Raw genomic sequence first — 7560 nt, 5'->3', positions numbered from 1 at the left:
TCGGCGATCGTAGGCGCGGCCGGGAAGATGACCACAGTCACCGCACCGATCGTGCGGCTGATGCCTGGGGCGACGGTATATGGGGCCGTCATGGCGGCGGACAGCGGGCTGACGGTCGCGTCGTCGTAACCGCACAGACGCGAAAAAAACGAAGGCCCCGGGAGTCAATCCCGGGGCCTTCGTGCTGTTCGTTACGGCAAGAGTGCGACTACCAGCGATAGTGCGCGAACGCCTTGTTGGCCTCTGCCATGCGATGCGTGTCTTCCTTCTTCTTGATCGCATTGCCTTCACCACGGCTCGCGGCGAGCACTTCGGCGGCTAGCTTCTCGGCCATCGACTTCTCGTTGCGATCGCGCGAATAACCGATGAGCCAACGCATGGCCAGGGCGGAACGACGATCCTGACGGACCTCGACCGGCACCTGGTACGTAGCGCCACCGACGCGGCGGCTCTTCACCTCGACCACCGGCTTGAGGTTGTTCAATGCCTGCTTGAACACGCCCACGCCCGGCTGGCTGGTCTTGGCTTCCACGATGTCCATCGCGCCGTAGAAAATGCCTTCGGCGGTGGACTTCTTGCCCTGAATCATCAGGTTGTTGATGAACTTCGAGACGGTCTGGCTGTCGTAGCGTGCGTCAGGAAGGATGGTGCGCTTTACTGCGCTTTTGCGGCGGCTCACTTCTTCTTACCTCCCTTGGCGGCTGCAGCAGCCGCGGCGCCCTTCTTGGGGCGCTTGGTGCCGTACTTCGAACGGCTCTGATTACGGCCGTTGACGCCCGATGCGTCAAGCGTGCCGCGAACGATGTGATAACGCACGCCGGGAAGGTCCTTCACACGGCCGCCACGCACGAGCACGATCGAGTGCTCCTGCAGGTTGTGTCCTTCGCCGGGAATGTAGGCCGTTACCTCGAGCTGGTTCGTGAGACGAACACGCGCGACCTTGCGCAGCGCCGAGTTGGGCTTCTTGGGCGTCGTCGTATAGACGCGCGTACACACGCCACGCTTGAACGGATTGGCCTTGAGCGCGGGCGCCTTGGACTTCTCCACCACGTCCTTACGGGCGCGGCGGACCAGCTGATTGATCGTAGGCATTCTAGGATGGTTGCCCGGACGGCCTGACCGACCGGGTGTTCGAACTCCGACTTCTACGTGGATCGCCCCGCCATTCGTACAGAAGGCGCTGGCGGCACGGAACAGAACCCTAAGCTTAGTCCGGGTCGGCGGGCGGGTCAACCGGGTCGGCGAGGTCTACTTGGCGGCCACGCTGGCCTTGATCAGCTCCGCGATCCGCGTCTCGAGGGCTCCCATCGATGAGCAGCGCACATCGCTACTGGCCGCCGTGGTGGCGTTCTTTCCGGTGCCCTCGAGCGTGGTCTGGACGACGCTGCCGCCGGCATCGTTCGGAATGATGCGGGATTTCACGGTGAGCAGGAGCTGGTACGTCTCGGCGTTCGGCATCCCGGAGTCCCCGCCGCAGTCCAGCGCGCGCATGGTCGGCACATCGCCGATCTTACGCCGCACCCGGTACGTGTTGTTGCCGATCGTCCGCGATTGCTGGTTCAGATCGGTGACAGGGATACCGAGCGTCACGTACGCCGCCTGCAGCGCAACCCAGGCTTTCTCGACCGGCGCGTTGATCAACACGCTTTTCACTTCGGTGGTCGACACCATGTTGATCCCCCTCGCCGCCCCCTGCGTGTTCTGAAGAATGGCCGTCTGCACCCGGTTGCCACCGAAGTCTCCGCTCGGGCCGGCCGACGTGCCGGCAGAGTTGCTGGCGCAACCCCACGCGCCAAGAAGCAGAACGATCGCGGGCAGTGGCGGATGGACGCGACGCCGGGCACTGCGGCGAATCGCCAGCACGTCGTTCGACGTAATCATGGGGGACTCCCCGGCATCGCTGCCGGCTCATTCAGGGGTCTCAACGGCGGAACCGCGATAACGTACCTGTGGGTAGGAAGGTGCGCCAATCGGGTTCCGCGTCATCTCCCGTGGTAGAGTGGATCGTGACACGCCGTGACCACACCGCACCATTGATGTTCCGTGAATTTCTCGTGAGCGATTTCCAAGCCCGACTCCAGCGCGCCCTCGACGGCGAGTTCCTGATCGATCGGGAGCTCGGCGGCGCTGGCATGTCCCGTGTCTTCGTGGCCACCGAGCGCGCGCTGCAGCGCCGAGTCGTGGTGAAGGTGCTGCCGCCGGAGCTGGCCGCCGGTGTGAATGTGGAGCGCTTCCGTCGTGAAATCCAACTCGCGGCACATTTGCAGCACCCGCACATCGTGCCGCTGCTCGCCGCCGGAGATGACGACGGGCTATTGTGGTTCTCGATGCCGTATATCGAGGGCGAATCGCTGCGCGGCACGCTGCACAAGGTGAAGCGACTCGCCCCGCGTGATGTCGTGCGCATCCTGCACGACGTGGTCGACGCGCTGGCCTACGCGCACGAACGCGGCGTCGTGCATCGTGATATCAAGCCCGACAACATTCTCACGTCGGGGATGCACGCGCTGGTTACCGACTTCGGTGTGGCCAAGGCACTCAGTGCGTCGATTCCGGTGCACGGCGGCACGACGACCGGCATGGCGATCGGGACGCCGGCCTACATGGCACCCGAGCAGTTGGCGGCCGACCCGGCCGCCGATCACCGCGTCGATATTTACGGAACGGGTCTGCTGGCCTATGAGCTGCTCATTGGCAGCTCCCCTTTCACCGGGACCTCACCACAGGCCACCCTGGCAGCGCAGCTCACGCAGATCCCGGCCGCACCGCATCTCTCGTACGCCGACATCCCCGCACCGCTCTCGCGGCTGATCATGCAGTGCCTCGAGAAGGACGCCGACAAGCGACCGGTGTCGGCGCGGGTGCTGTTGGCCGAACTCGAAGCGCTGCCACCGATGTCGAGCGGCCCTGCCCTGCCGATGCGAGGCACGCGTTCGCGGTTGGCGACGCGTGCCGCGATGCTCGTGGGCGGTATCGTGGTCGCCATTGGCTCGTACGTGGCCGCACAACGCCTTCAGAGCACGCGAGGCGACGCAGGGCTTGCCACCGCCGATTCAATGCCGGACGCGCGCGATGCGGGCCCGGGCGGGGATCGCACGCGCACCATGTCGGTGGCGCCGCCGGAAACGGGAGCGGCCCGGGTGGACACGGTGTATCGCGATCTGACCGATAGCGCGAACTCGCTGCCGATAGCCGTCATGATCACGCGCGCGGAATCGCTGGCGATCGCCGCCGCCGTGAACACGCGACAGGCCTCCAACGTCACGGTGCAGCGCGGCGTCGCGGCCGCGGTGACCGACGCACCGACCGTTGCCATGCCCGGCATGTCGGCACCGAAGGGCGAGACCCGGATTTTCGTGCGCAGCGCGAGCGGGGTGACCACGTCGGTGGACCGTGACCTGTTGATGGCCGAAGTGGGGCGCATCTTCGCCGACTCGATGGCGCAGGCGCTGTTGCACATGGATAGTGCCATGGCGCGTGAAGGCCGTGTCACACGGATCGAGGTGCCGCAGTCCCCCACGCGCATCACGCCGTTGCTCGCGCCACCCACCGACGGGCGTCTCCGGGTGGTGGTCACCGCGTACACCAACGCGACCGGAAAGCGCGATTTCTCCGGCACCACGCGCGACGCCGCGAACGCGGTCCGTTCGGCGCTGCCCGCCGACCGCTTCGACGTGGTCCCCAGCGAGATCACGGAACGCGCGTCGCGCAGCATGACGGATCGGATGAGCATCGGTTGGGGCCTACGCGCCGACTACGTGGTCAGTGGCCTCGTGTCTACGCGCGGCGATTCGCTCGTGCTCACGACCATTCTCACCGATGTGCGCAACGGTCGGTTCTCACGCGTGACGGAGTCGAGTACACCGGTGTCCGATCCCCGGCGCGCGTTCCAACCGGCGGTAGTGCAGGTCACGGCCTGGCTCGATACGGCCAGGTTGATTGCGGCGCGACGTCCGTCGCGTCCCACTGGCGTACCCGATCGCCCGATGATCAATGAACAACTGCCGCCGCGCCACCTTTTCACGCCGTGACCACTCGGCGCCGCGCTGGATCGTGCAAGCGGGCGTCTTGGCCGGTGTGCTGCTGGCAGCCTCGATAAGCTGCCGAAGCGGCGCGATCAAACGCACCATTCCTGGCGTGAGTTCGGGGCAGTTTTCCGAACTCTCGGAATCGTCGCTGGCCTCGATCCTCGTGTGTGCCGATTCCCTCGGGCGCACGGGGCGCAATATCGCGCAGAACCGCTGTACGCCCTGCGTACCGCTCGCCGTGATGACCGACGCGAACCGCGCCGTGTCGCACGCGCGCGACTTGTGGGATCGTCGGGCGCGGGCGCCGTATGACACGCTCACCCTCGGCGCCTCGTGTATCGACCTGTCCTGGAAGTTCGCCATGCAGCAACGTCCGCGCGACACCGCGCTGCGCGTGGAATACACACTCTTCAAGCTGTCATCCGCTCATGCGCACGTGCGCGACCGTGCGATCACCGCGTACGATCGGCTGCTCGATTCGCTGCACACGGCGGGGCAGCCCGAAGTCGTGTACGCACTGCGTGGACAGTTCGCGACCGAAATCTGGCGCCGCGCTCAACGGTTACTCGAGCGCCCGCTGGCCATTGCGCGGCATCCGTTCGAAGACGCGATCCGTCGCATCGCGCCGCCGCCCACCGGCTGGCGCGCCCTGGTGGCACCGCCGCCGCTCTCGGACACGCCCGGCGAATCGGAAGCGCGTTGGGCCGCCCGCCTATTCGACGAGGTCGCGCAGACAGCGCCCACGCCAGCAGCCCGCAGCCAGTGGCATCGGCTCGCACTGGCGCCTTGGGTCACGCTCGCCGATTGGCGCCGACTGGACTCCGCAGCGACCGCGTTGATCGCGCGCGCTCCGGGCGATTCCGCAGTGCTGCCCGCCCGCGCGCTCGCGCGGTACCGGCAACGGCACGATGCGGTACGTGAATCACCGGCCATCATGGCCCTGTTCGACAGTGCCCTCCGGTCGATGCCACGCGTTGACTCGCTGCGCTACGACACCTTCGATGGGGTCCTCACGGAGTCCGACGATGCGTGGCGCTACGGCTTCCTGCCTACCGATCGTTTGCAACTCGACAGTCGCGGCTGGGCCGTCATCGATCCGCTCTGGAGCACACCGGTGAATGAGGTGCAGCTCGAACGCCGAGCTCGCGTCGCGGAGGCCGACTATCGGTACGCCGATCAGACCCGCCCCGGCGAAGCCGGCAGCGAGACGTCGGCCGGCCAACTGCTTCTCCGACTCGGGGCCCCCGACGCGCGCTGGACGTCACGCGAGCTCGTCAACCGCATGATTATGCTCACTCGCGGCTGGCCACGGCTCCAGCAATCACTGATCGTGGACGGGCGCGCGGCGTCCTGGATGATGTTCTCGCATCCCCGGTTCGGCGCGCAGTCGTTGGCCCGCATGCCGTTGTCGCTCCGTCCACCCACGATACTACGCGCCCGTCGCGAGGTCAGGCCAATCGCGCCCGTCCTTCCCATTGGGTGCACCGATCTCACGGCCGTGCCCACCGTGCTCGCGTGTGCACTGGCGCGCTCGTCACAGTGGTACGGCGTCCCGTTCTACGGCACCACCGACACCATCGACGTGACCGCCGCCCGTTTCCGTACCGGACGGGACTCCGTCCACCTGTACCTCGGCGCCGCCATCCCTACCCGCACGTTCAAGACGGCAGACCGACTCGACGCCACGGCGAAAGATCGCGTCATCCTGTCGGCCTGGCTCGCCGATGCGGTCGGTACGGTGCTCTTCCGGGCGGACGATCCGCGCCCCCTGCCCACCTCCGCCTCCGGTTACCTCACGGCGCAGTGGATGCCCCGCCTCGCCAAAGGCAGCATCATGCATCGTGTCGAGGCCCTCGAGCCTTCACAGCCCGGCGGAGCGCGCGGTGCCGCCCTGCTCACGAGCGATGCGCAGGTGGTGTTCCCGCTGCGCGGTTTTGGTATGAGCGACGTGTTGGTCGCCGCCAGCACGACGAGCACCAGTCAGCCCTTCGCGCGTTGGACCGACGTTCGCCTCGCGCCCAACGGCGGCGCCATCGCGCCTCGCGGCTCCTTCTCCCTGACGTGGGAAGTGTATGACCTCGAGCCGGCCCCGGATGGCCGTGTACGGTGGAGCGTGGAGATTCGCCGAGAGCGCGGCGACACCATGACGCGCGGTGACATTCGCGGGGTGCTTGCCAACAGCCAACGAGCCGGCGCAAGAGTGATCGCCAATGAAGCCGATGCCCCGGCCGTGGCGTACAGCCGCGATGCCGACGCCGCTCCCGTAGTGGTGGATCACCTCAGCACATTCAATCTCGGCGACACGCCGCCCGGACGTCACGTGGTCCAAGTGACCATCCGCGATTTGGTGAGCGGGAAGCGGGTGGCGCGAGGGGTGGCAATAAAGATGAGAGCTAAGAACTGAGAGCTCAGCTGCAAACTCCTTAGGGAGCAGGAGGGAGGGTTTCAGGAAGGAGGAGGCAGTGGAATGGCGCGCTTTTCCTGCTTCCTGCCACCTGAAACCCTCCCTCCTGCTCCCTAAGGAGTTAGCAGTCAGTTTCTTGCTCGTAGCTCACTCATCCGGCATCGTGAACGCGCTCGGCTCGAATACCGGCAGCAACGCCTCGAAGTTCGGCTCCAGTGCTTGCGGCAGCGGCTCCGGCTCAGGAAGCGCATCCGATTCCACATCCACTTCCTGGTAACGGTACATGCCCGTACCGGCAGGGATGAGGTGACCGATGATGATGTTCTCCTTGAGACCGAGCAAGTCGTCGCGCGATCCACGAATGGCCGCATCGGTGAGGACGCGCGTGGTTTCCTGGAAGGAAGCCGCCGACACGAACGACTGCGTGGTGAGCGAGGCCTTGGTGATGCCGAGGAGGAGCGGTTCCGCCGTTGCCGGACGGATCTTCGCCTTCTTGGCCGCATCATTGCCAAGGCGGAACGCGGCGCGATCGACGTGCTCGCCTTCGAGCATTTCGGTATCGCCGGACTCCACGATGCGCACCTTCTGGAGCATCTGCTTCACGATCACGCCAATGTGCTTGTCGTTGATCTTCACGCCCTGCAGGCGATAGACCTCCTGCACTTCGTTCAGCAGATACTCCTGTACGGCGCGCGGTCCCTTGATGCGCAGAATGTCGTGCGGGTTGACCGGTCCTTCCGAGATACGGTCACCGGCGCGCACGCGGTCGCCCTCGTGCACACGCAAGTGCTTACCCGACGGCACTTCGTACACCTGCTCCGCCTGCGCTTCGTCGACGATCCACTGACCGCTTTCGATGCTGGCGGGGCGCACGAACACCTCGCGCTTACCACGCTTGATCTCGCCGAAGCGGACGAAGCCGTCGATCTCGGAGATCGTGGCCGGATCCTTCGGACGACGCGCTTCGAACAGTTCGGCGACGCGCGGCAGACCGCCCGTGATGTCGCGCGTCTTGTACGCCTCGCGGCTGACCTTGGCGATCGTGAGACCGGCCGTGATTTCCTCGCCATCCGCGATCGTGATGATGGCACCCACGGGCAGGATGAAGTCGCGCACGCGCTTCTCCTT

Annotated in this window: 5 protein-coding genes and 1 pseudogene; 2 read left to right on the top strand and 4 right to left on the bottom strand. The window is 66.0% G+C overall.

Annotated features, from left to right (window positions below; all coding sequences use genetic code 11):
• Nucleotides 1–208: 208 nt before the first annotated feature.
• The 3 genes from rpsG to ACESNG_RS23200 form a co-directional block, all read right to left on the bottom strand.
• Nucleotides 209–679 carry a 30S ribosomal protein S7 gene (gene rpsG / locus ACESNG_RS23210; protein WP_171225349.1) on the bottom strand — a complete coding sequence of 157 codons (471 nt, stop codon included), beginning with the start codon at nucleotides 677–679 and terminating at the stop codon, nucleotides 209–211.
• A complete protein-coding gene (rpsL, locus tag ACESNG_RS23205; RefSeq protein ID WP_373062387.1) occupies nucleotides 676–1092 on the bottom strand; it encodes a 30S ribosomal protein S12 in 417 nt (138 codons plus the stop codon). Before rpsL ends, rpsG begins: the two co-directional genes overlap by 4 nt.
• Before the next feature lie 156 nt (nucleotides 1093–1248).
• A complete protein-coding gene (locus ACESNG_RS23200) occupies nucleotides 1249–1881 on the bottom strand; it encodes a hypothetical protein (protein WP_373062385.1) in 633 nt (210 codons plus the stop codon).
• Nucleotides 1882–2006: 125 nt separating this feature from the next.
• Between ACESNG_RS23200 and ACESNG_RS23195 the strand changes: the two genes are divergently transcribed.
• Complete coding sequence (locus ACESNG_RS23195; protein WP_373071077.1) at nucleotides 2007–4031, top strand: serine/threonine-protein kinase; 2025 nt, start codon at nucleotides 2007–2009, stop codon at nucleotides 4029–4031.
• The gene (locus ACESNG_RS23190; RefSeq protein WP_373071075.1) at nucleotides 3994–6432 is read left to right on the top strand and encodes a hypothetical protein; all 2439 of its coding nucleotides are present in this window, start codon (nucleotides 3994–3996) and stop codon (nucleotides 6430–6432) included. Before ACESNG_RS23195 ends, ACESNG_RS23190 begins: the two co-directional genes overlap by 38 nt.
• A gap of 147 nt (nucleotides 6433–6579) precedes the next feature.
• Here the strand turns inward: ACESNG_RS23190 and ACESNG_RS23185 are convergent.
• Nucleotides 6580–7560 (bottom strand): annotated as a pseudogene (locus ACESNG_RS23185) (DNA-directed RNA polymerase subunit beta'); the annotation flags it as partial.

Origin of the sequence: Gemmatimonas sp. (assembly GCF_041689975.1) — a bacterium.
GTDB lineage: Bacteria > Gemmatimonadota > Gemmatimonadetes > Gemmatimonadales > Gemmatimonadaceae > Gemmatimonas.
The sequence above is the reverse complement of the archived record's forward strand: the minus strand, read 5'-3'. Positions and strand labels throughout refer to the sequence as shown.

Coding starts and splice junctions, on each gene's coding strand:
- rpsL (WP_373062387.1), bottom strand. CDS start 1,092: ATGCCTACGATCAATCAGCTGGTCCGCCGCGCCCGTAAGGACGTGGTG.
- ACESNG_RS23200 (WP_373062385.1), bottom strand. CDS start 1,881: ATGATTACGTCGAACGACGTGCTGGCGATTCGCCGCAGTGCCCGGCGT.
- ACESNG_RS23190 (WP_373071075.1), top strand. CDS start 3,994: ATGAACAACTGCCGCCGCGCCACCTTTTCACGCCGTGACCACTCGGCG.